This is a genomic window from Phaeocystidibacter luteus (genome assembly GCF_008933115.1).
In the GTDB taxonomy this organism is placed as follows: Bacteria; Bacteroidota; Bacteroidia; order Flavobacteriales; family Schleiferiaceae; genus Phaeocystidibacter; species Phaeocystidibacter luteus.
In genome coordinates, this window is the sequence record NZ_WBVO01000012.1 from 53,142 (window position 1) to 74,276 (window position 21,135).

Below are 21,135 nucleotides of genomic sequence, written 5' to 3' on the forward strand. Positions count from 1 at the left end.
GAAATCTGGACAAAAGGCCTATTTTTGCCGACACGAAAATGGGCCCATAGCTCAGCTGGTTAGAGCAGTTGACTCATAATCAATTGGTCGCGGGTTCAAGTCCTGCTGGGCCCACTGAAACAAAAGCTCCGTCTGAAAAGGCGGAGCTTTTTTGTTTTGTGATAACCCGGTGTGAGTCGGTCAATTTCCTTAGCTTCGGTTAGAAAACCTATCCTAAAATTTAAAATTACCTCTAATGGCTAATGGCTCTATGATTTCAAAAGCCGAGGCGAAAGCTTTGGTTGACAGATTTAAAGCAAATCCAACGAAGACGACGAATGCTTGTCAAGCGATGCTCTACGACCTTACAATGATAGAACAGCTAAAAGGAGCAGCTCCCGAAGGTACAATTACGGCCGTACGTGTCTATTTTGGTATGAATGAAGACTTTTCACTTTGTACTGTTTTAGTAGGCTGCGACTCTGCTGGGAACAACTACTATGGTGCAGGTGACGACATGTGCTTGGATTATGGTACGAGATGTCCTTCTGATTGCGGAGATGACACCTTAGGTAGCTAAGTCCAACTTGGACATAGAAGCGTCATATCGGTTCTTAATTGAGGTTAAGAATGTACTGCGGATAAGCTTGTTGCTTTTGCCAGTATTTCAATACCACATGCACAAGAATATTGGGGGGATGTTAATCCTCCCGATTCTTGTTTCTATTGGCTTTGACGTTTACGGGAACTACTTGGTTGCTTCCGGTAGCTGGTCGATTATCATAGGATTTTTATATCCTATCGTGGCGCTTCTCGTAAGTTTTGCCACTTTTGGATTACTTATTCATACTCGTTCCTTGTTTCGTGTAGCTTTCGCTGTTACTGCACTCACCTTGATAGCTTGTTTATCATTCGTATGGTTCATTCACGGCGTTGACAGAACCAATATCATGAGTACGACATTTATCTTTGGAATAGCAGCACCGGCAGCTTTAGGTGTTGCGATTATGCTTGAGTTAGACAATGTCGTCAGAAGCGACGCTGGCTTGAGCAAGTACATTTCAATACTCAACAGGACTTGGATTTTTTACTTTGCCGCTGGCTATGCCAATTGGAATATTAGATACTTCACTATTCAAATTGAAGATCAGTTAATGCGTCGGTCTATTGATCTAGGACTAGACTTTCTTCATGTGGTAGGATACTTTGCCTTGATAGTTAGCTACCTCTACGTCATCAACAAAACCAACCTCAAACCACTTTGGAAGATTCCTCAGACCTCATAGAATTTCTATTTCTCACTTTGGGAGGCGTTTTAATTCTTCTCATCGTGGTCTTTTCTGCTTTCTATGCCCTCAATGTTTCCCGCAAAAGAGTCATTCAGGCAGAGAAAGAAAAGGCGAAAATTGCTCTTGAAGAAAAGCAAAAAATGCTCGAAGCTTCCATTCAGGGCGGTGAACGCGAACGAAAGAAAATTGCCGAGGAACTGCACGACCACATCAATGCACAATTGACCGTCGTGCGCATGTCGCTCGTACGCGAAGAGGGTGAGAACATTTCAAACGCGGTTGAATCTATCGACCACACCATACAAGAGCTGCGCGGAATCAGTAGAGAATTGATGCCGCCCGTGCTCGAGCGTTTCGGATTGCTTGATGCTCTAGATGATTTGTTCGACAAGGTGGAGAAGGCTGGGGAGCTTCGAATCGATTTCAACGCCCCAGAGGAGTGGGAGTACAAAGACATCGATCGGGATTTGGCGTTGTACCGCATCGTTCAGGAGTTTATTCAGAATACCATAAAGTATGCGGAGGCCTCGAAGCTAGATATTTCCGTGCAAGCCGACGGACATCATATCTACATGAACCTTAGAGACAATGGTGTGGGCTTCGATATGAATGAGGTTGAAAGCGGCCTGGGTACCCGAAACGTCAATTCCCGTGCAGAATACCTAGGCGGCACGGCAAATCTGAGTTCATCTCCCGGAAAGGGGGTATCTTTGAGTGTAACTGTCCCATTGAACACCTAACTCGACATGTCTACAGAGAAGATCAAAGTCATTCTTGCCGAAGACCAGCAGCTCGTGAGAGCCGCGCTTGTGAGTCTGCTGAACGACCTAATCAACATTGAGGTTGTTGCAGAGGCTGAAGACGGAGTCCAATTGTTGAGTTTGTTGGAAAGCACCCCTTGCGACATTGTGGTTACCGATATCCGAATGCCGAAGATGGATGGCATTGAGGCCGTTTCGAAAATCGGGGAATACTACCCTGAGGTTGGCGTTATTGGGCTTTCGCAGCACGATGATAACGACATAATCGTAGAGTTTATTAGGGCTGGCGGACGTGGTTTCTTGTTGAAGAATGCAGATCCGACGGAGGTTGAAAAAGCCATACACACGGTTCGTGAAACGGGGCATTACTTGAATGCGAAGGTTTCGCAATCGTTGTTTCAGAACAGCTTTAGAGCGCGTAGGCGAAGAAACAACTCCAGGTTTAATGGGGTGACAGAACGCGAGGTTGAGATATTGAACCTCCTCAGTAGGGAATATACGGCGGCGGAGATGGCTCAGAAGTTGAGTATTTCGCCTCGTACGGTGGAGAAGCACATCTCGCACTTGCATCAAAAATTCGAGACCAAGAAGACGATTGGTCTTGTGCTCTGTGCGCTTCGTGAAGGCATCATCCAGATGGATATTTAGCCTTCATTAAATACGAAAAAGCGTACGTATTTCTACGTATTTTTATTTTGCAAAACGCTGAAAATCAGCCATAAAGGGTTTTCAGCTCAGTTTGTGCATCCATTCAATTGGTACATTTGAGTAGTTAAAGTTCTCAAAGACAACCACCATGATGACCAAACAGACCAAGCCAGACAGGTCGACTAGAAACCGCGTAAACGACCGGGTTTTGATTCGGAGTTTACGTTGGTCGGTGGGTGTTAAACGTATGCCTACGACTGTGTAGGAATAATTTCTCTTGCGCAGGGGTAAAAGTACCCCGTCTCTTTAGAAGGTCGATTACACCTAATCGGCCTTCTTCCTTTTTGCAGATATTCCAAGTTGGATGGCCTCGATGATGTTGGCCTTGTCTTCCTCAGATTGGGGGCCTTTAGGCAAGTGAATGTGTATGTGGTTTCCGTCCTTTTCTCCTGAGTAGGTTATGGTTTGATCTGCGGCTTTGACATCGTCGCCATCGAGCAGAACCTTTGAATACTCCGAGAAGAAATCGTGGTTGAGACAGCGCGATATTTCCATCAGGAGTTCGGTATCAATGGTATGTCGGCCAAAGATGTTGTGGACGTTTTGTCGGGTTCGATTAATCATCTTGGCGAAGTGCGAAATTTTCATTCCGCGCTCTTCTACAATGGACTTAATCCGTTCACCGATAATGATTTTGGACGGGTTTGACATATGTGATTTGACTCTTCAACAAACTTGTCAAACATTGTTTTACGTTTGGTCGTAAATACGTCCATTTGGTTATACGAATTGTAAAATAATATTTGCTACTTGCCCACATATCCGTACGCAAGATGGATAATTGGTTGGGCACTACGTGTGCTATTTGATTTGGTTAAATGCCTCGTCGTGATGACGGGGCATTTTTTGGTGGGATAGTCTAAGGGATGTACAAGTGGGGTTGGGTGGAATCGGTGTAGATATCCCTAACTTTGAGGAGTAATCTCCTGATACTCTCTAATGAAGAATCTATTTCTCTCAATTGTGGCTTTGTTTGCCACTGCATCTATCACAGCCCAAACTGTTACTAATCTCAACAATGCTGGCCCGGGCTCATTGCGTAATGAAGTGCTCAATAGCCAGCCTGGAGATGTGATTGATTTCTCGCCAGCGCTTTTTGCCAATGGCAATGCTACGCTCAATTTGGAATATGCAATACCTATACTGCATAGTCTGACGATTAATGGTTATCTAAATAATGGAGATACATTAATCATTAATGGACAAGATACTTCACAGGCGTTTTTTGTTGATGGTACGGCTGGCTCCTTAACTACGGAGTTGAAGTTAAGTGATATGGTAATAGAAGACTGTAAAAAGTATTCATCTAATCCATTAGTATTCAACTCGCATGGCGGAGCCATTATGGCGTTGGACATAGCTAGACTAGAATTAGATGATGTTCATTTCAGGAATAATCGTGTGAGTGGAGACGGTAGAGGAGGTGCTATTTACAGCAATGGAGTGGACTCTTTATTCATTCGTAATTGTACTTTCGTCAGAAATCGGGCTGCCACATACGCTATTTCAAATGGAGGTGGTTGGTCAGGAGGCATTCGCTTAGAGGCGGGCTATTTGTCTATAGATTCCTCCCTGTTCTTAGGGAATGAAAGTGGAGGTAGGGGGGCTGCACTCAGTACTCTAGATGCGCATGATGTTACAATCTCTAACTCATCGTTCCGCAATAACATAGCAGGTCTTGATACTAATTCTGCTCAAGTTAAAAGGGGAGGAGCTATTCTATTTTGGCTCACTGCAGAGTATACACTAAAGAATTGTCTCTTCGAAGGGAATTATGCTCCGGAATCGGGAGGAGCCATAGAAAAGATAGCAGGATTTAATCCATCGGCTAATTTTATCATGGAGGATTGCATTTTTAGAAATAACGAGTCTGGAGGAAATGCTGGTGCGGTAAGTGTGACTAGTCAGCCGTTGGTTCAAAAAAATTGCACTTTTGAATCAAATATTGCTGGACGAAGGGGAGGCGCATTGGTGCTCTTTAGAAGCTCAGCATTAATTGAGAGATCAAGCTTCGTAAATGACTCGGCTGCCGATGGTGCGGCTGTATATTTGGGAGATAGTGTAGTGAATTTCGTTAATTCCACTTTTATCACAGATCGAACTAGTAATGAACTAATTCTCTTTAGTCAGTTTTCATCGGACTCGTTGTATTTACACAATTGTATATTCTCCATTGCAAATGGGGTCGATGTAATTAGTGGCAATAATGCGGTAGAGAGTTTGGGGTACAATGCTTTTTCGTCCTCACCTAGCTTTGCAATTGGATCAGATCTGACAAGCGTTACACCAGCCATGCTAGACTTGGGCCCTCTCCAAATGAACGGAGGATCAACACCTACCTTAATGCCTGGCCCAAATTCGGTTGCCCTCAATGCAGGCAATCCTAACGACTTCTCACCGGCACAGAATGGGCCAATTTATGGTTTACGAGAGATTGGAGCGGCAGAGTCACGCGTGATATCTTATGACACAACGTTAGTCTGCGGCAACATTTCTTGGTGGGGCAACAACTACAGCACGCCCGGCACATACTCCGACACCGCCTACAATGCGAACTCAATCGATTCAGTTGGAGTTCTAGTGTTGTACAGTCAGGACACCTCCATTGTGAACCGAAACGGTACTCTTGTGGCTCTCGAGCAATCGCAAGGAACCTCCTACCAATGGGTAGATTGTGCGAATGGGTTCTTGCCGGTTACAGGAGCAATAGATTCGACCTTTCTTCCCACGGCGAACGGAAGTTATGCGGTTGTGCTCACAAACGGATCCTGCTCGGACACTTCTGATTGCATCAATTACAACGAGGTGGGCATCGATGAACAATCGACAAGACCATTGTTAACTTTCTATCCGAATCCAACAAACGGCGGCCTCACGCTGAACTCACTCGATAATCTTCCAAAACAACTTCAGGTTCTAGATTTATATGGCAGAACCATTTCGACTCTCAAGGTGCCAAGTAATGAAATTCAGCTTCCAGCTTTGAGCAAAGGAATCTACCTCTTGAAATGGGAGTTTGAAGGAGGGGTCGTTCAGGTGGATAGGGTTGTGGTGGAGTGAGCAATAAAAAGGGACTAGAATTGAAAAGGTTGGTGATATACACTCGCGGTTTGCATGCTTGGAAGTTGCTCGATATGATGCTTAAGAAAGGGTGGGGAACTAAGTTTCGCTTTGTTCTCAGCATTACCCTGCTCGTAGGGATTTGCTCTTGTCAATATGTTAACAACGGTGATAGCGAATCTGAAAACATTGATTCTTCTAGTCACCTTGACACCGTGACTTCACCTCAAGATTTTGAAGGAAATGATTCTGAAGGTATAGACCACTACAAGATTAAGTTGCCAAAGCCGTGGGTTAGACACCCAGATTACAATACGGCGTTTTGGATTGAGTGCGATGATGTTTTTTGTTCGAACCTTGTGATTACCACTACCGAATTCGACCTACCTAAATCTGAGTTCCCAAGTTTTGTGCTCGAATCAATGAAGGTTGGTACCCAGTCTTTTGATTTGTTGGTGGAATCTAGTGATAGTAATATGTATTATGCAGAATTCAACTTAACATCTGCAGATAATGAAGATGTGGACCTCTTTTGTATTACAAGAAGCTATTTGGTTAATGATGATTTAATCGCATTTGTGTACCTCTCACTTCGCGAAAGGGCCGATGAGCTACGGTATGCTGAACGCCGTGTTTCCGATTCATTTAGCTTTTGACACATAATGGTAGAGCTCTCAGGGAAATGGGAATTGGCTAAGGCCAATCAATTTAACGGCAAGTCTGAAAGATGGTAACAAGAAAGGAAGTTCTTCTCGCATTGATGGGGTTGCTCCCATCAATTGGTCTAATAACTGGTGGGGTTTTATTGCCGCGCGGAGTCAAGCGCAAGAGTATTCTCTTAATTCTGTTGGCGATTCTGAACCTATTCCTAGGTGCCATCTCACTCTTTGGTCTTGTCAATACATTCCAGAATTCTGATGAGGTTGAAAAGAGATCATTTCAGATGTTTTCACAGCAACGCATGGATGGGTTAGTTCAGAATATTGAATACTACAAATTGATAAATGATCATTACCCCGATTCTTTGAGTCAACTTTATTTTTCAGAGCCAAGAGTAAATGAAATAGATCCAATAATGGTGAACATCGGCGTTGAGCCACCAGAGTACAATTACATTCTAAACGATGATAATACCTATTACTTGTTTTCGTCAGGATACGATGGGGTTCCCTTTACGTCTGACGATGTTTTACCTAGCATAGAAGTGACAACTAAAATTGGTTATCGCAAATCAGAAGTACACCAGGATACGCTAAATTGAAATAAGCGTATCAGGGAGTCAGAAGCCGAAACATTGTCAAGAGAATTAATTGCCAACTTCCTAACTTAGGGGAGTAATCTCTTTCTCGAATGAAGAGAACTTATCGCTCTTCATACTTTAATCGCATTGAAAAAAACTAATTACACCCGAATGTTCGTCATTGTTATCGCCTCGATGGCGCTGATTGGATTCTTATATGGGACATTCTTTAATGCGTACTATTTTCGGAAACTTGCCGAATCGCCTGTTCGTGAAGTCTGTGCTGACAAACTCCCAAACTTCGTGAACGTCCCAGTGCTAATCAGTTTGGAGGGGAATTATATTCGGAATTATGTTTTGTTTGTTAAGACAAACATTACTAAAATTGGATTTCAATCTAGGGTGGTTAAGAATGGCCAATCAGTATTTGTGTTGGATACTGTGCCCACTGAATTAACTAACGGAGAAAGCATCGTGGAAATCGTTGCGAAGACCAATCCTATTTCGACTAAAGAGCTGAATGTGAAGTACTACATTCATTCAGATTGGCTTTGCGACTAGGCTATGTCGAAGGTTCATTTCTTTCTCGCTTTATGCTCATGAAAAGCAGGATCAACAAATCAGAGCTAATCACATATTCAGTGCTTAGTTTGGTTCCATTGATAAATCTGGTTTTAGGCGTGATTCTGGTTGTAAAGTATTTTAGAACAAATACTTCAGGTCTGTTGGTTGGTGTTCTAAACATATCCATGGGGATAGTTTGTGTCCTTGGTTTTCAATTCTACATGAGTACTACCAGCCTGTTTCGAGATGCCGATAACAAGTTGACACAAACTCAATTAAACTTGCTAGTCAAGGAGATTGAATTCTATAAATCCTTGAATGGGCATTATCCGAGCTCACTGAGTCAACTGGATCTGGAAGGTTCATTAGTTACTATTTACGAGGTGTATAAATCAAAGCTAGGTTCAAATCGAATAGAGTTTTATTACGAAATCAATGAAGATGGCTTTTATCTATTCTCTCGTGGATTTGATGGGATTGAGTACACCTTAGACGATGTATTACCAAGCTACGACACTTCAAATAGTATTGGCTATCGGTTAACTTCATATCATCGTGAAATCAAAAAGAAGCATTCCGATTCAATCTCTCGTCACTGATAATCGCACTAGCGCAGTTGACTACGATAATTGCTTGTTGATTCAGGAGTGAATCCGAACCAATTTTCAACTTCCTAAATTAGTGGAGTAATCTCTTTCTCGAATGAAACGCTATATACTCCTTTTTCTAATTCCGTTAGCTGGCTGTGTTCAAGAGCCTTCAAAACCAGACATACAAAAGTTCTATGTTGTTGATGACTTAGGAGACCCGATTCCGTTTTCAATTCTTAAAGTGTCAAATTTAGATACTTCGTTTGTCGACACTTTGAAGTTGACCGAAGTGTGTTTTAGAACTTGTCTACCCCAGGGGGTGTATACCCTATCTATAAGCGCTAATCCCTTATGGACACCTCTCTTTGATACAATTCGAATAACTCCTGAAGTAGATTCCTTTTATGTGGAATTGAAATCCATACCGATTTCAGATCAAGTAATTACCCCTAGTTATGAAGGGAGTACTCCTCAGGTTCATGAAGGTTAGGAAGGTGAAGTGACGTGTTGATAGCAGCTTAAAAAAAGTGATGATGAAAAACTTAACCCTGTCGACCTTATTCCTCGCTTTCCTATTCTTGAAGCAATCCAATGCAAATGCTCAGGTTAGCCCGCGGATTTTCGACACTGCCATCTTAAAAGTGGATTCAGTTCTTGTGCTCAAATCTACCGATTCTGCTTTCTCAATTGAGGTGTTCTATGATTCCACGGGTATCTTCCAGATTATTAATGAGACATCTGACACGAATTCAGCTCTGTATTTTGATGAAGCCCAATATCTCGTGGCGTTTACAAGATGTGCCCGAGATACTTGCTGGGAATATGAGTATTACAAGAATGGAATACTTAAGTCTGTGCACGCATATAATACCAATGAAGATGACTATATTAAATACCCTTACAGATCTGTTTATCGACGGAAGTATGACTGTGATGGCAGAATTAAAGAAGAGCGTGAATATGAATATGGCACACAGGTAAGTCGCGTTCGAGGATATTTTCCCAATGGCCAGCTAAAGTTCGAAGGTCAAGCTTCCGATTGGCATGGAGAGTTCGGCTTGTTTCATTATTATCACCCCAATGGAAGATTAGAATCGAAAGGGGAATATGTGAGGAGTGAATCGCCATTAGAGGAATCTCAGAAGGTTGGCGTCTGGCAGTATTTTGATGAGGACGGCGTGTTGATTAATGAGGAGAATTACTCGGAGTAGATATGAAGTTTTATATGCGATTAAGGACCAGTTGTATTGCCTTCGCAGCTTCAGTACTGTTCGGAAGCTGTTCTAGCGATGTTACTCCCTGCGATGATATCGAGCAAATTGCCAAGGTCATTAAACTTGAATCAGTCCAATCCAGACTGAAAGTGACAAAGAGAGAAGACAATTTCTTCTTAGAGATGGTTGGTTCGGAGAATCGAGCGAATGAATTCATTCTGTTGGCCAACAACACCATCCCTGATTCAATTTGGTTGGACAACGACACTCTGAGAGTTGTTTACGGCAATCTTTCCCTTCCATCAAAAGAAGAAACCCTAAAGGGGCTGCTCGAGTATCATAATTTGCACCACGGGAAACTCGATTCCTATATCGTCGTACACGAAATTGACAATCGAGAATTCACTGGTAGTCATGCCTCTATGAGTCAGACTTTCGATTCTATCTCCGTAAACGGAAACACCCTCACCTTCATCAATGAAGGCAACAATATTGGAAAAGTGCACTTCAACGAACTGACTTACATGGAGGGGGCGTATTCTGTAGATAGGAAGATTGCAGAAAGTGATGTGTTGAGATTTCAGAGCTTTGAACCTACAGATGAGGAACTGAAGTGCGAAGTTTATCAGAACTGGATTAATTGGTGAGAATTTGAGTATGCTCCGAGTAATTTCATTCCACATCCCCACCCATTTTCTTCCCTATCTTAGCACCAAAGCTCTCTGTACATGAAGTTGGCCGTATTTCTACTCCTTAGCCTCACTTTCAGTTTCTCAATTGAATGTAATTCACAGCCTGCTTTGCGAAGCTTCACTTGGGATTATGTTGTTGAGCGCGGCGACACCTTATTCTTCTCTAATTACGATTCCCTGTATCTTGATGTTTTCAAGAATGATACGACAGCCCTAGTCGGTGATCTGGTTCTAGATCGAAACGACTCCACATTTTTTAGTTCGCTAACGGTAGATAGAATTACCGGTGATGGCTACTATCTCTCATTGTATGAAGAAGATACGCTACAACTCGTGGAAGTTCGCAATTACAGGTTTGACGGGCTAGGACTTCAATATTACAGTTTATCAGGAACCATCGTACTAGCATTTAAAGCTGTTTTTCGGCATGATGAAATTGACGGAGTCGTAGTGCAATATGGTAGAGGAGGGGCCATTTTATCTGTATCACTATTTGAAGGTGGAGATTTTTTGAGATACCTATTCTACGATCGTCCTTTCAATTATAGATATTATAAGAATGTGTCTCCGTTAAGGGTCGATGTTGTAAAAATGTAAGTTTGAAGCCTTCCCCTCTTTCGAGGAGGCCTACCAAACGACTCAATAGACGATGAGAATTTTCGCGAGCCTATCAATCTTAATCCTAGTCTGTACAAACTGTGGCGGCCAAAAAGGAGTCAACGAGGGTTATGGATTTTGTCCCGAAAAATTGACTGTTGAAAGTTTTGTGATTTACAATTCTTACAGCGCCGATACCTCGAAGAAGCCTTTTGTTGTAGCGGATGAGATTATCTCAACATTCTCTACCAGCCGCACTGAGTATGTGGAGTTACAGCGATTAAAGTCAGATACATCACTGGTTGATTTGTCATCCGATGAACTATCAGGTTGCCCAATATTGATTCATATAGAAGATCTGGAGTGGTTAAACAGCCTCGGTGAACCTTCAACTTCGAATTTGATGAATTATGTCGCACGCTTCGATTCCATTCTAAATAGCGACTGTTGTATTTTAAGGGACAGTGACTCGTGTGGGGTGTTTCTGGTAGGTTTTAATGATCACTGGTGAAGTGGAATCGAGGTAGACAGCGCGAGAGTTTCACAATGTATTCCCTCTTCAGTCGAGATGTTTGTCCCTGGGCCTTGAGTATTGTGTAGAATAATCTTGTTGGCTTCAAGGAGAATTTCAAATCACAGGACCCGTTGCTTTGTCGTTTTTAAGTGCGCTCTTCCCTATCTTAGCACCAAAGCACTCCATACATGAAGTTCGCCGTATCTCTACTTTTTAGCCTCACCTTCAGTTTCTCACTTCTCGCTCAAAGCGGGGAGGAAGTGTATGCAGCACTGCCCAATGTGGTGACAGAGCTCGAGGCGCAAGAGGTAGCGCAACTTCTGACCGAGAAGTCACTGACCATCGCCTACACCCGCGACGATTCTGCCGTGTTTACCGTAGAAGAAGTGAAGGACAATTACATACGTATCAAGCAAACCTACATCTCCGGCAGATCAGGTTGGCTCGGTTACGAAGTGCGCACTTACGAAGGCGAAGAGAATACCTATGTGGTCGTGTCACGCATTAGTGGCGACGGCGATAAAGTCTGGCAGCGCGATTTTCAATTGTTCGAATATGACGATGATGAGATCGTTGGTGTTGCGCCTGCCGTGCGCACGGAAATGCTCCGACATACCGTTCGCGGAATCTCACGCTACATGACCAACGAGTATAGCTTGGTGGTAAGTCTGCATCCCGATAAATCCGAAACTGGCTACGTGTACGAGGTAAGAGATAACCGAGGGGAGAACCCAACCGCCGAGGTTAAAATTAAATGGAGCGGAAGGTTCTTTATGCCGGGGTAGGGACGGCGAGGTTCTCACATTCTTTCTAGCAAAACCGACGATTGTGTCTCGGGAAATCTCGGATCTTTAATCAACACAATCTTTTTCCTTTCATATAGGTCCTCGTCGTTAAGGAATTTCACAATTACGATTCGGCTTTTACCCGATTTCCGAACCTTGATGGATTCAATTTTGTCAAGTTTCAATTCAATGGTTGAAACTTCTGATTTTTTTGACAGGAGGTTCTTGATGGTGAGTCCTTTGATTGTAACCGAGTCTCCTGTAATTCTCTCTTTAGTTAGGTAAAGCCTTTCACGGAGCTCGAAGTAAAATATGAATAGGTTTTGAATGCTATAAATCAAAACCAAAGGACCAATGTACTTCAGTTCAAATCCCTTTCCTTTAAAATAGTTTATCACAAAAAGCACCACCCCAATAGCGATCGGGACACCAACCGTATAAAGTGCTATGTCTAGCTTGATTTTTCTTTGAATGGCTTGAGAGAGCGTTCTTCCTTCCATCAATGTCGATTTTCACACCTCGTGTACACTTGCCGCTTTCTTGGCTCTATCAAAAAGACGGATTCACACCCGAAAGATTCCCAAGCCATGCCGTAGAGGGCAGGCGGACCATCCTTGAAAAGCTGACCAATAAATTGATACGAAGTGAGGCTGTCGCGGTGTTCTGCCATCGTGCGCGGAGTCAATCCCGTACTTTCACCATCCTGAATCCAGTAGTTGCAAATCTCATCGCCAGAAGATTTATCCATCACCTTCAGCACCCTTCCGAAAAGCCAATATCGCGTGCCACGAGAATGCTCTTGCGCTAGATAGTAATCGGCCGTGTAAATCCGAAGGTTCTCCCATTCCGCATAGTACGTGAAGTCCACTGAATCTATGGTCAGGTCGGGGTATTTGAAGGCGTCCTCTATCGTGAGCTGTACTTCTTTCGATTCACTCCAGAACAAATTTTCCATCCGTCCAGCCACAAATGGGTTCTCTTTTCCAATGGCTCCGAGTCCAAAGTAACCTCCCGTTCCGCGCTTCAACATCCCCAGTTCTGGAAGCTCAAACCCAATGATGTAATCGTACGATTTGTAGCTCGAGCCTCCTTGGTCATACACGTTTACATAGGCGGTTAGCTTCAACTCTGAAACGGGTAGACGTATTACGTCATCATTCTGACTTGCGTAGATGTAAAGGGTATCGTCCTCGGCAATTCGCACCGAGTCTAGAAATACCGCGCGATTTTCTGGGGTCATCTCGTGGTAGTTCGTCTCGCTATAGCCGGAGTCCAAATACGCTTCTGCAATAATTGGATGCTCGTCCTCCCAATCAAACCGGAAATCATCCGAAAGTGGGACATGCCCAAGGGCGCTGTCTGGATCATAATTGAACCACACTCCCTGAAGCTGGTAGAGCCTTAAACTCGAAACATCCAGTGTGTCGTGAGGTGGGTCAACGACTAATTCGTCCGCTTGTATATCGATGGGTTCCGTCATGGCCATCGAGGTGCTCTCTTCCTTTTTTGAAGATTGACAACCCACTATGGCCAGGCCTAAAAGTGCTACCCAATGTTTCATTCCCTCAATTTAAGGAATGGAAACGTATGAATTACTTCACTTGGGCCGACATCTCCTCAATCACACGTTCGGCTGCATAAAGAGTGTGCTCTAATTCGCTTTCGCCAATGGTATTGCCCACAAACCAAGTTTCATAAGCGCTAGGCGGTAAGTAGATGCCTTCGTTCAACATACCGTGGAAAAACTGCTTGAAGTAGTTGTTGTTTCCTTCGGATGCCGTAGTGTAATCCATTACTTCATTCTCACAGAAGTGAATGCTGATCATCGATCCCAAACGGTTGATGGTGAACGGCAGCTTCGAGTTCTCGAGAATTTCACGCATGCCATCTTCTATACGTTCCGTCATATGGTCGATATGTGCGTAAACCTCAGGGTGGTTTTGAAGGTATCTCAGCGTGGTTAGACCGCTAATTACCGCTAGTGGGTTTCCGCTCAATGTTCCGGCCTGATAAACTGGTCCTGTTGGTGCAATGTGCTGGAAGATTTCGCGCTTCCCACCAAATGCACCTACTGGCATTCCTCCACCAATTACTTTTCCGTAGCACACGAGGTCGGCCTCAACGCCAAGTCTTTCTTGTGCGCCGCCCGGAGCCAGTCGGAAGCCAGTCATCACTTCATCCATAATGAACACAATACCATGCTTGTCGCACAACGCACGCAAGCCTTCCATATAGCCCTCTGCTGGAGGAACGCAGCCCATGTTTCCAGCCACGGGTTCGGTGATGATCGCAGCAATCTGATCTGGATTCTCGGAGATGAGTTTCTCAACTGCAGCCAAATCGTTGAAAGGCGCAGTGAGTGTATCTGTAGCTGTTCCCTTGGTAACACCCGGACTGTTCGGAACACCCAATGTGGAGGCTCCTGACCCGGCTTTGATGAGGAAGCTATCTCCATGACCGTGGTAACAACCTTCGAACTTGATGATTTTGTCTCTTCCAGTGTATCCACGGGCCAAACGAATGGCGCTCATGCAGGCTTCGGTACCGCTGTTTACCAAGCGTACCATATCGATGCCCGTCATTTCGCAGATGGTTTCCGCCAGCTGGATTTCCAACTCGGTTGGCGCGCCAAAGCTCATGGCTCTCGCGGCCTGCATTTGCACGGCTTCAACTACTTCCGGAAAACCGTGACCGAGAATCATGGGCCCCCAGGAGTTGATAAAGTCGATGTATCGGTTGTCGTCTTCGTCGAACACATACGCACCTTCCGCTCTTGAGAAGAAGATTGGGTTTCCGCCTACCGACTTGAATGCGCGGACAGGCGAGTTTACTCCTCCCGGAATGTGTTTTCCGGCACGTTCAAAGAGTTGTTCGCTGTTCTTTCTTTCTTGTGGTTGAAGCATGAGTGTTCGTTTGTGGTTCGATTATGAGTTCAAAAGTCGAGCGGCATCTTTCGCAAAATACGTGGCAATGACGTCAGCCCCCGCTCGCTTAATGGAGGTCAGCGTTTCTAGAATAGCCTGATTTTCATTTAGCCATCCCTTCTCGGCGGCGGCCTTGATCATGGCGTATTCGCCGCTCACATGGTATGCGCTTACAGGCAAAAGAAGTTCATCTTTTATCGTTTTGATGACGTCCAAGTAGGCCACAGCCGGCTTAACCATCAACATGTCTGCACCTTCTTCCTGATCGAGCATAGCCTCCTTCAATCCTTCGCGAATGTTCGCCGGGTTCATTTGGTAGGTCTTTTTGTCGCCGAATCCAGGTGCGCTGTCCAAGGCATCGCGGAAAGGTCCGTAGAAACAAGACGCGTATTTCGCGCTATAAGCCATGATGCCAGCGTCGTGGTATCCAGCCTCTTCGAATGCAAGTCGGATTGCCCCAATTCGCCCATCCATCATGTCGCTTGGTGCTACCCAATCGGCTCCTGCGGCGATATGCGAAACGGCCATTTGCTGAAGAACTTCAACCGTTGCATCGTTGAGAATCTTACCATCTTCAACAATACCATCGTGACCATAACTCGAGAAAGGATCCAACGCCACATCGGTAAGCACCAATAAGTTCGGGTTAACCTCTTTCACCGTGCGAATAGCACGTTGCATCAAGCCATCGGGGTTGAGGGCCTCTGTTCCACTGTTGTCCTTAAGCGAATCGTCAACCTTCACAAAGAGCAACACGCTCTTCAATCCAAGGTCACTTATTTCGCGTACTTCGTCTCTCAATACATCCAGACTAAAGCGATAATACCCCGGCATAGAAGAAATCTCTTCCTTCACGCCTTTGCCTTCCACTACAAAAAGTGGAACCATAAAATCGTTCACCGACAAGCTCGATTCTTGAACGAGGCTGCGGATGGCGGGGGAGGAGCGGAGGATGCGGGGTCTGTGCATTCTTTGGATTTTTAGAGGGTTGGACTAATAGACTTATGGACTGTTGGAGGGTTGGAGGGTTGGAGGGTTGGACTGTTGGACTGTTGGAAGTGCGGGTTATAGGCTTCGGGCTTCAGGCTTCAGGCTTGAGGCTCTTGAGGTTAAGATTGGCTATGGCTCAAGATATGTTCTCTAGCATTTCTGATTTCAGTCTATTGCTTGAAGCTTTACACATCTGGCCTCTCGCCTCATGGCTCAGGCCTGTGGTCTCAGGCCCCAAGCCTCACGCCTCATGGCTCAAGCCTTTTGCCTGAAGCCTCTTGGCTTTTGGCTCAAGCCTCAAGCCTAAAGGCTCACGGCTCACCCCTCTTCAATCCAGTTTCGCGGCTGCAACGCCTCCACCAATTTATGTTCTTCTGTTCCTACTTCTGGATGAAAGTCGTACTCCCAGCGTGCGCGGGCAGGCAGACTCATCAAAATACTTTCAATTCTCCCGTTGGTCTTCAATCCGAAGAGTGTTCCTCTGTCGTGTACAAGATTGAATTCCACGTATCTACCTCGGCGGATTTCCTGCCAAAAGGTATGGTTCTCGTCGTACGGAATGTTCTTTCTTTTCTCTACAATTGGAACGTAGGCCTTCAAGAATGCTGCACCGTTTGACTTAGCCAGTTGATAGAAGTCCTCGGCTGAGTGTTTCTCATCCGCCCTCATGTAGTCGTAGAAAATACCGCCAATTCCGCGGTTCTCATTCCTATGTGTGTTAACAAAGTACTCGTCGCACTGTTTTTTAAACTGTGGATAGAAGGCTTCGTCAATCGTATCGCAAGATTCCTTGTGCATCTTGTGGAAGTGCACACAGTCTTCTTCAAAGAGATAGTATGGGGTGAGATCGGCACCGCCACCAAACCAAGCGTCTTTCACGCTTCCGTCGGCATTGTACATCTCAAAATAGCGGTAGTTGAGGTGTACCGTTGGCACCATTGGGTTCACCGGGTGAATAACCAAGGATACACCGGTGGCGAAAAACTCGGCACCGTCTACACCCAAACGCTTTTGCATCATTTCTGGAAGCGTTCCGTAAACTTCGCTTGTGTTTACGCCGCCTTTCTCGAAAACTTTTCCGTCGCGGATGATGCGCGTAATTCCGCCGCCTCCACCTGGACGATCCCAAACATCTTCTTCGAATTCTGCCCGGCCATCTAAAGCTTCAATCTGCGCACAAATCGCATCTTGAATCTCCTTTACAAGCTGAGCGAATCGCTCTCTCATTGGGCTCGGCTGGTTCACTTCTGATAGTTCTTTACAGCGTTTACAAATGCTTTCGCGTGATCTACTGGCACGTGTGGAAGAATGCCATGACCCAAGTTCGCGATGTAGCGCTGGGTTCCAAAGGCATCAATCATCTCTTTCACCATTTTTTCAATCACCGGAATCGGACTCAAAAGTCGGCTTGGGTCAAAATTCCCTTGAAGGGTGATGTCTGGACCGGCAAACTCGCGCGCCTGCTGAGGAGTAACCGTCCAATCCACGCCCAATGCTGAAGCACCGGTCTTGGACATGTCGCCTAGCGCATACCAACATCCTTTTCCGAAAAGTACTACTGGAACATCGTCCATCAATGCCTTGGTGATTTTATCGAGATATGGAAGCGAGAACTCCGCATAGTCTTTCTGGCTTAGCATTCCGCCCCAAGAGTCAAACAATTGAATCACATCAACACCCGCTTCGATTTTGCCTTTCAAGTAGGCGATGGTAGCATCGGTGATAGCATTGAGAAGCTTGTGCGCCAAATCCGGACGATGGAAGCAGAAACTCTTAGCGGTTGAGAACTCTTTCGAACCTTGACCTTCAACCATGTAGCAGAGGATGGTCCAAGGTGAGCCCGCAAAACCAATGAGTGGAACGCGGTTGTTCAGTGCTTTTTTGGTGAGTTTGATAGCCTCGTACACGTAACCGAGACTGTCGTACACATCTGGAGTTACGAGGCGGTCAAAGTCCTTTTCCTCGCGAATAGGATTTGGTAGATAGGGGCCTTTGCCCGGAACCATTTGCACTTCGATGCCCATGGCTTGTGGAATCACGAGGATATCCGAGAAGAGGATAGCGGCATCAACACCAACCTGGTCGATAGGTTGCATGGTGATTTCGGTCGCCATCTCTGGATTTGAAATACGCTCAAAGAATGGGTACTTCTCTTTCAGTTTCATGAAATCAGGAAGGTAGCGGCCGGCTTGACGCATCATCCATACAGGGGGACGTGGCACTTCCTCTCCGCGAAGGGCGCGAAGGAGTAGATCATTCTGTAGTTCCATTCTCTATTTGTTCTAGATATTGTTGTGTCAGTAAGAGTACATCGGGAGAGTCCGGTACAATCATCGGTTCAATCCCGTGGTCGCGCAGCGCTTGAGCGGTGGTTGGACCAATGGCAATGGCCGGTTTATGCGATGGCCAATCGTTGTGTTTTAGGACGCTGCTCACGTTTCTCGGACTGAAAAACACGACGGCGTCGTACTGATTGAAATCAACCTGCGGATGCGTCGGTTGTGTCCAATATGTTTCAAGTATTTCGAGGTCCCACTCGTAACTTCCCATGAAGTCTTCGATGGTGGACGTTCTATCCTTGCCGCACAAGTAAAGGGCCGAGCCAACTTTTGGAAGTCGGTCGACAAGCGCTCGGGCGTTGTCCGCTTTTATCTCAGCCTCAATTCCCAATTCTTCGAGCTTGTCCTTTGCACGAAAACCTACGGCTGCCCATCGGGCGTCTTTGCCCCATCCGCGTTGGATGTATTCTTGAGCGGATTCCAGTGCGTGTGGACTTGTAACTATCACCCATTCCTCTACCTCGGGCATGTCGGCAATGGGCAGGGTAACTGGATCGAGAGCGATTACTTCCGACACCTCAACCATTTGTTCTAGGAGTGACCGGCGATGGTCGCTCAGAACTTTGGTGTAGAGTATGTGCGGTTTGCCAATCATTTGAGCTCTTTCAAAATTTCACTGCCGCCGAGTTCGATAACCTCATTCGCCCAGCGACTGCCGAGCTCGCGCCATTCGGATAGTGCAGCGTTTCTTTCAATCTTGACTTCCTTGGTTCCGTCGAGTGAATGAAGGCAGCCCGTGAAGAAGATTTGATCTCCTGAAATTCTGGCTAGTGATCCTATGGGTGCCGAGCAACCGCCTTCAAGTGTTCTCAAGAATGCACGTTCAACGGTACTTGTGATTTCGGCTGTTTCAATGTTGAGCTTTTGGCAAGCGGCCAATGCTGCTTCGTCGCCATCGCGGTGAGTAATCCCGATAACGCCTTGTGCGGGTGCCGGGATCATCCAATCGAGGGCAATTGCGTTTTCGGGCACGGCTTCCATGCGGCGAAGTCCCGCGGAGGCCATGATAATTCCGCTCCAATCGTTTTCCTCCAACTTCTTCAATCGGGTTTGAACGTTTCCGCGGAGGTTTTCAGTGGTGTGTTTCGGATAGCGATGCAGCCATTGCGCTTTGCGGCGGATACTTCCCGTTCCAATCGTCACGGCGCTGTCCACATCGTCTGTCCACGAAGTGTCCCCCGATGGGATGAGCAAATCCATTGGGTCTTCTCGCTCTAGGTGCGCTGATAGAACAATTCCAGCTGGTGGTTGAGTGGGGTAATCCTTTAGGGAGTGGACGGCAATGTCCACCGTATTGTCTTCCAAAGCGTCGTCGAGAACCTTCGTGAAAATTCCGGTAGTTCCGAGTTCGTGAAGAGGTTTGGAGGTGTCGAGATCTCCTTTACTCTTAACGGCTACGATTTCGGTTTGGAATCCTGCGATACGAAGAAGTCGGGCTACGGTGTGTGCTTGCCACATCGCCAGCTTGCTGTCGCGTGTACCTATTCGGATAGGGGAGTTGCTCATTACTAAGGGGTTACCGATACTCGCGAAGATAGTTCGGTTTGAATCATGTCAACCGTTTTACCGCGACGAATATGGTGGCAGAAATAGCGTTGCATCTTGTGGCGCAAGTATTCTTCCTCGGTTTCATCGTTCATCGGTTGTTCGTAGGCGTGACTTACGAGTTCGGGTAGACTGCTGTATTTCGTTTCGAGAAGAGACTCGATTGAAGCTTGGATTTTAGGTGACTGCGTGCGCATGACGTGCCAATCCAAGAGCTCTTGAATCTCCTGACTGAGAATTTGTTCTACTTGAGGCGCCTGATTGTGACGTTGTTGAAGGGCTTCCCTTGTCATTTGTGAAAGCTCATCTACGTTGAGGAGCTTCAATTGAGGAAGGTTTCCAACGGCGGGGTTCACATTAGAAGGAACGGCCATGTCGATTACGGTATGCAATGCCGGCTTGTTCAAGTCTCCCACTTGAAGAATTGGACGGTCGGCTCCAGTGGCCACAATGAGGATGTCAGCATTGTCAATGGCCGAGTTGAGCTCCGCATGTGGACAAAATACTGCTCCGGTTTCTGTGGCGTATTGCTCGCTCTTCTCGTCGCTTCGATTCACCAAAGTGATGTTAGAAGCGTCGGTAAGTCCGAGCAAGTGATCTAGCGTGATGCGACCAAACTTGCCCAAACCATAAAGTGTGATTTTGGCGTTGGATAGGTCGTCATTTGAATCTTTGATGTACTTGGCTGCAGCGTAAGAAACGGAGGTTGCGCCGGTAGAATAGGCGGTTTCGGTTTTTACGCGCTTGCTGGCGTGAATCACCTGGTTGATGATTTTCTCCAAGTAGCCGTTGATAGTCCCGGCCTTGAGTGCCATGCGGAATCCTTTGCGGACTTGCATGATGATTTCGAAGTCGCCAGGAATTTGACTTTCCATTCCCACGCCCATGCGGAACAAATGCACGAGAGCTTTGTAACCGCTGATATGATACCCGAGATCGTCGAACGCCTCGTGGCCGGCATTGGTGATGTCTAAGAACAAAGCGAGGATGGCCTCAGGATGCTCAGTAGTTCCAATGATTTCGGTACGGTTGCAAGTGGAAACGATGAATCCTTTGAAGTCGGTTTGATCGCGCAGGGACGACAAAAGGGCGTGCTGCTCCGTTTCACTCAAGCTGAAAGCCTGACGATCGTGAACACCCGCCGTCTTGTAACTCACACCGAAGATGTGAAGGTGGTCCAAATATGTTGCGCTTCTCTCCAAAGAGGAATTCTTATTCTGGTGACAAAAATATTTATGCAGCAATTTTAAAAATACCTCTAGAAGTAGAATTAATACCCCTATAAACCGAATCTATTAATTTAGAATCGTTCTAAAGAAAGCGAATCTTATTTTTGCTGCATCC

General features: G+C 45.7%; 23 protein-coding genes and 1 tRNA gene. 14 read left to right on the forward strand and 10 right to left on the reverse strand.

Annotated features, from left to right (window positions below):
- Window positions 1-40 precede the first annotated feature (40 nt).
- The 5 genes from F8C67_RS12700 to F8C67_RS12720 all read left to right on the forward strand — a co-directional run bounded on the left by F8C67_RS12700 (window position 41) and on the right by F8C67_RS12720 (window position 2,677).
- Window positions 41-114, forward strand: a tRNA-Ile gene (locus F8C67_RS12700).
- Between the two features lie 121 nt (window positions 115-235).
- Entirely contained in the window at window positions 236-559 is a 324-nt protein-coding gene (locus F8C67_RS12705) for a hypothetical protein (RefSeq protein ID WP_151668235.1), read from the forward strand.
- 97 nt (window positions 560-656) lie between these two features.
- Window positions 657-1,265 (forward strand): hypothetical protein, encoded by a 609-nt coding sequence (locus tag F8C67_RS12710; RefSeq protein ID WP_151668236.1) that lies wholly within the window; start codon window positions 657-659, stop codon window positions 1,263-1,265.
- Window positions 1,241-2,008 (forward strand): sensor histidine kinase, encoded by a 768-nt coding sequence (locus tag F8C67_RS12715; protein WP_151668237.1) that lies wholly within the window; start codon window positions 1,241-1,243, stop codon window positions 2,006-2,008. Before F8C67_RS12710 ends, F8C67_RS12715 begins: the two co-directional genes overlap by 25 nt.
- A 6-nt stretch (window positions 2,009-2,014) precedes the next feature.
- Window positions 2,015-2,677 (forward strand): response regulator transcription factor, encoded by a 663-nt coding sequence (locus F8C67_RS12720; RefSeq protein WP_151668238.1) that lies wholly within the window; start codon window positions 2,015-2,017, stop codon window positions 2,675-2,677.
- A 324-nt stretch (window positions 2,678-3,001) separates the two neighbouring features.
- On the opposite strand, the gene F8C67_RS12725 is transcribed toward F8C67_RS12720, so the two are convergent.
- A complete protein-coding gene (locus F8C67_RS12725) occupies window positions 3,002-3,388 on the reverse strand; it encodes a helix-turn-helix transcriptional regulator (protein WP_151668239.1) in 387 nt (128 codons plus the stop codon).
- Between the two features lie 288 nt (window positions 3,389-3,676).
- Between F8C67_RS12725 and F8C67_RS12730 the strand changes: the two genes are divergently transcribed.
- The 9 genes from F8C67_RS12730 to F8C67_RS12770 all read left to right on the forward strand — a co-directional run bounded on the left by F8C67_RS12730 (window position 3,677) and on the right by F8C67_RS12770 (window position 11,993).
- Complete coding sequence (locus tag F8C67_RS12730; protein ID WP_151668240.1) at window positions 3,677-5,797, forward strand: right-handed parallel beta-helix repeat-containing protein; 2,121 nt, start codon at window positions 3,677-3,679, stop codon at window positions 5,795-5,797.
- Between the two features lie 74 nt (window positions 5,798-5,871).
- Window positions 5,872-6,453, forward strand: a complete 582-nt coding sequence (locus tag F8C67_RS12735; RefSeq protein WP_170266457.1) for a hypothetical protein — start codon at window positions 5,872-5,874, stop codon at window positions 6,451-6,453.
- Between the two features lie 71 nt (window positions 6,454-6,524).
- Window positions 6,525-7,058, forward strand: coding sequence for a hypothetical protein (locus F8C67_RS12740; RefSeq protein ID WP_151668242.1), 534 nt, complete (start codon window positions 6,525-6,527; stop codon window positions 7,056-7,058).
- A 150-nt stretch (window positions 7,059-7,208) separates the two neighbouring features.
- Complete coding sequence (locus tag F8C67_RS12745; RefSeq protein ID WP_151668243.1) at window positions 7,209-7,598, forward strand: hypothetical protein; 390 nt, start codon at window positions 7,209-7,211, stop codon at window positions 7,596-7,598.
- Window positions 7,599-7,822: 224 nt separating this feature from the next.
- Window positions 7,823-8,200, forward strand: a complete 378-nt coding sequence (locus F8C67_RS12750; RefSeq protein WP_170266458.1) for a hypothetical protein — start codon at window positions 7,823-7,825, stop codon at window positions 8,198-8,200.
- A gap of 524 nt (window positions 8,201-8,724) precedes the next feature.
- Window positions 8,725-9,402 carry a toxin-antitoxin system YwqK family antitoxin gene (locus tag F8C67_RS12755; protein ID WP_170266459.1) on the forward strand — a complete coding sequence of 226 codons (678 nt, stop codon included), beginning with the start codon at window positions 8,725-8,727 and terminating at the stop codon, window positions 9,400-9,402.
- 2 nt (window positions 9,403-9,404) lie between these two features.
- Window positions 9,405-10,052 (forward strand): hypothetical protein, encoded by a 648-nt coding sequence (locus F8C67_RS12760; RefSeq protein WP_151668246.1) that lies wholly within the window; start codon window positions 9,405-9,407, stop codon window positions 10,050-10,052.
- A gap of 81 nt (window positions 10,053-10,133) precedes the next feature.
- Window positions 10,134-10,694, forward strand: a complete 561-nt coding sequence (locus F8C67_RS12765; protein ID WP_151668247.1) for a hypothetical protein — start codon at window positions 10,134-10,136, stop codon at window positions 10,692-10,694.
- A gap of 702 nt (window positions 10,695-11,396) precedes the next feature.
- The gene (locus F8C67_RS12770) at window positions 11,397-11,993 is read left to right on the forward strand and encodes a hypothetical protein (RefSeq protein WP_151668248.1); all 597 of its coding nucleotides are present in this window, start codon (window positions 11,397-11,399) and stop codon (window positions 11,991-11,993) included.
- A 14-nt stretch (window positions 11,994-12,007) separates the two neighbouring features.
- Here F8C67_RS12770 and F8C67_RS12775 read toward each other — a convergent pair whose 3' ends face one another.
- The 9 genes from F8C67_RS12775 to hemA all read right to left on the reverse strand — a co-directional run bounded on the left by F8C67_RS12775 (window position 12,008) and on the right by hemA (window position 20,993).
- Window positions 12,008-12,493 carry a hypothetical protein gene (locus F8C67_RS12775; protein ID WP_151668249.1) on the reverse strand — a complete coding sequence of 162 codons (486 nt, stop codon included), beginning with the start codon at window positions 12,491-12,493 and terminating at the stop codon, window positions 12,008-12,010.
- Entirely contained in the window at window positions 12,493-13,554 is a 1,062-nt protein-coding gene (locus F8C67_RS12780) for a hypothetical protein (RefSeq protein WP_151668250.1), read from the reverse strand. The genes F8C67_RS12775 and F8C67_RS12780 overlap by 1 nt, the downstream gene beginning before the upstream one ends.
- A gap of 31 nt (window positions 13,555-13,585) precedes the next feature.
- Entirely contained in the window at window positions 13,586-14,896 is a 1,311-nt protein-coding gene (hemL, locus tag F8C67_RS12785; protein ID WP_151668251.1) for a glutamate-1-semialdehyde 2,1-aminomutase, read from the reverse strand.
- 21 nt (window positions 14,897-14,917) lie between these two features.
- On the reverse strand, window positions 14,918-15,886 hold the full coding sequence (gene hemB / locus F8C67_RS12790; protein ID WP_151668252.1) for a porphobilinogen synthase: 969 nt from the start codon (window positions 15,884-15,886) through the stop codon (window positions 14,918-14,920).
- A 339-nt stretch (window positions 15,887-16,225) separates the two neighbouring features.
- A complete protein-coding gene (hemF, locus tag F8C67_RS12795; RefSeq protein ID WP_151668253.1) occupies window positions 16,226-17,134 on the reverse strand; it encodes an oxygen-dependent coproporphyrinogen oxidase in 909 nt (302 codons plus the stop codon).
- Window positions 17,135-17,148: 14 nt separating this feature from the next.
- On the reverse strand, window positions 17,149-18,177 hold the full coding sequence (gene hemE, locus F8C67_RS12800; protein ID WP_151668254.1) for a uroporphyrinogen decarboxylase: 1,029 nt from the start codon (window positions 18,175-18,177) through the stop codon (window positions 17,149-17,151).
- A complete protein-coding gene (locus F8C67_RS12805; RefSeq protein WP_151668255.1) occupies window positions 18,161-18,841 on the reverse strand; it encodes a uroporphyrinogen-III synthase in 681 nt (226 codons plus the stop codon). The genes hemE and F8C67_RS12805 overlap by 17 nt, the downstream gene beginning before the upstream one ends.
- Complete coding sequence (gene hemC / locus F8C67_RS12810) at window positions 18,838-19,752, reverse strand: hydroxymethylbilane synthase (protein WP_151668256.1); 915 nt, start codon at window positions 19,750-19,752, stop codon at window positions 18,838-18,840. Before hemC ends, F8C67_RS12805 begins: the two co-directional genes overlap by 4 nt.
- A 2-nt stretch (window positions 19,753-19,754) precedes the next feature.
- Complete coding sequence (gene hemA / locus F8C67_RS12815; protein ID WP_170266460.1) at window positions 19,755-20,993, reverse strand: glutamyl-tRNA reductase; 1,239 nt, start codon at window positions 20,991-20,993, stop codon at window positions 19,755-19,757.
- Window positions 20,994-21,135: the final 142 nt, after the last annotated feature.